Genomic DNA, 510 nt, shown 5'->3' on the forward strand with positions numbered 1-510 from the left:
GAAGCGGGAACATTAAAAATCATGCAGTCAAAAGGTCATAAAGACAGGCTAATATATATGTCAGATGATCTTGCTGTGTTAATGAAGGAATATAAGACGATACTGAATGATCATCATGGATGCGTATCAGAATGGGTTTTCCCTGCAAGAGAACCGGGCAATTGCCTGTGTTCTGTCACTATAAACGCAGCATTTCGCAGGGCATGGAATGCAACACCATATGCAGAAGGCTGTGACAAAACTCCTACTGTTCACTGCCTCAGACACAGCTTTGTAGTAAAAAGGATGAATCTCTGGATGGAAGAAGGGATCGCGCTTAAGGAAATGCTTCCATTTCTGAGCCGGTATCTTGGACATCAGAGTACGGATGATACTTTTTATTATTACCATCAGGTCAGTGAAGCTTTCCGGATCATCAGAGACAGGGACAAGACTTCAGGTTTCGTTATCCCGGAGGTGACTGACCATGAGTAGAAAAAAAGTGGAAAAGATACTGTTTTTCTCAAAAAC

At 42.2% G+C, this 510-nt stretch carries 1 protein-coding gene; it reads left to right on the forward strand.

The features are described 5' to 3' along the window. A partial coding sequence (locus ACTQWB_RS18755; RefSeq protein ID WP_441502926.1) for a tyrosine-type recombinase/integrase occupies positions 1-474 on the forward strand: 474 nt, incomplete at its 5' end. Between the last annotated feature and the right edge of the window lie 36 nt (positions 475-510).

Source organism: Blautia sp. HCP3S3_H10_2, from assembly GCF_052122375.1.
Classification (GTDB): domain Bacteria; phylum Bacillota; class Clostridia; order Lachnospirales; family Lachnospiraceae; genus Blautia_A.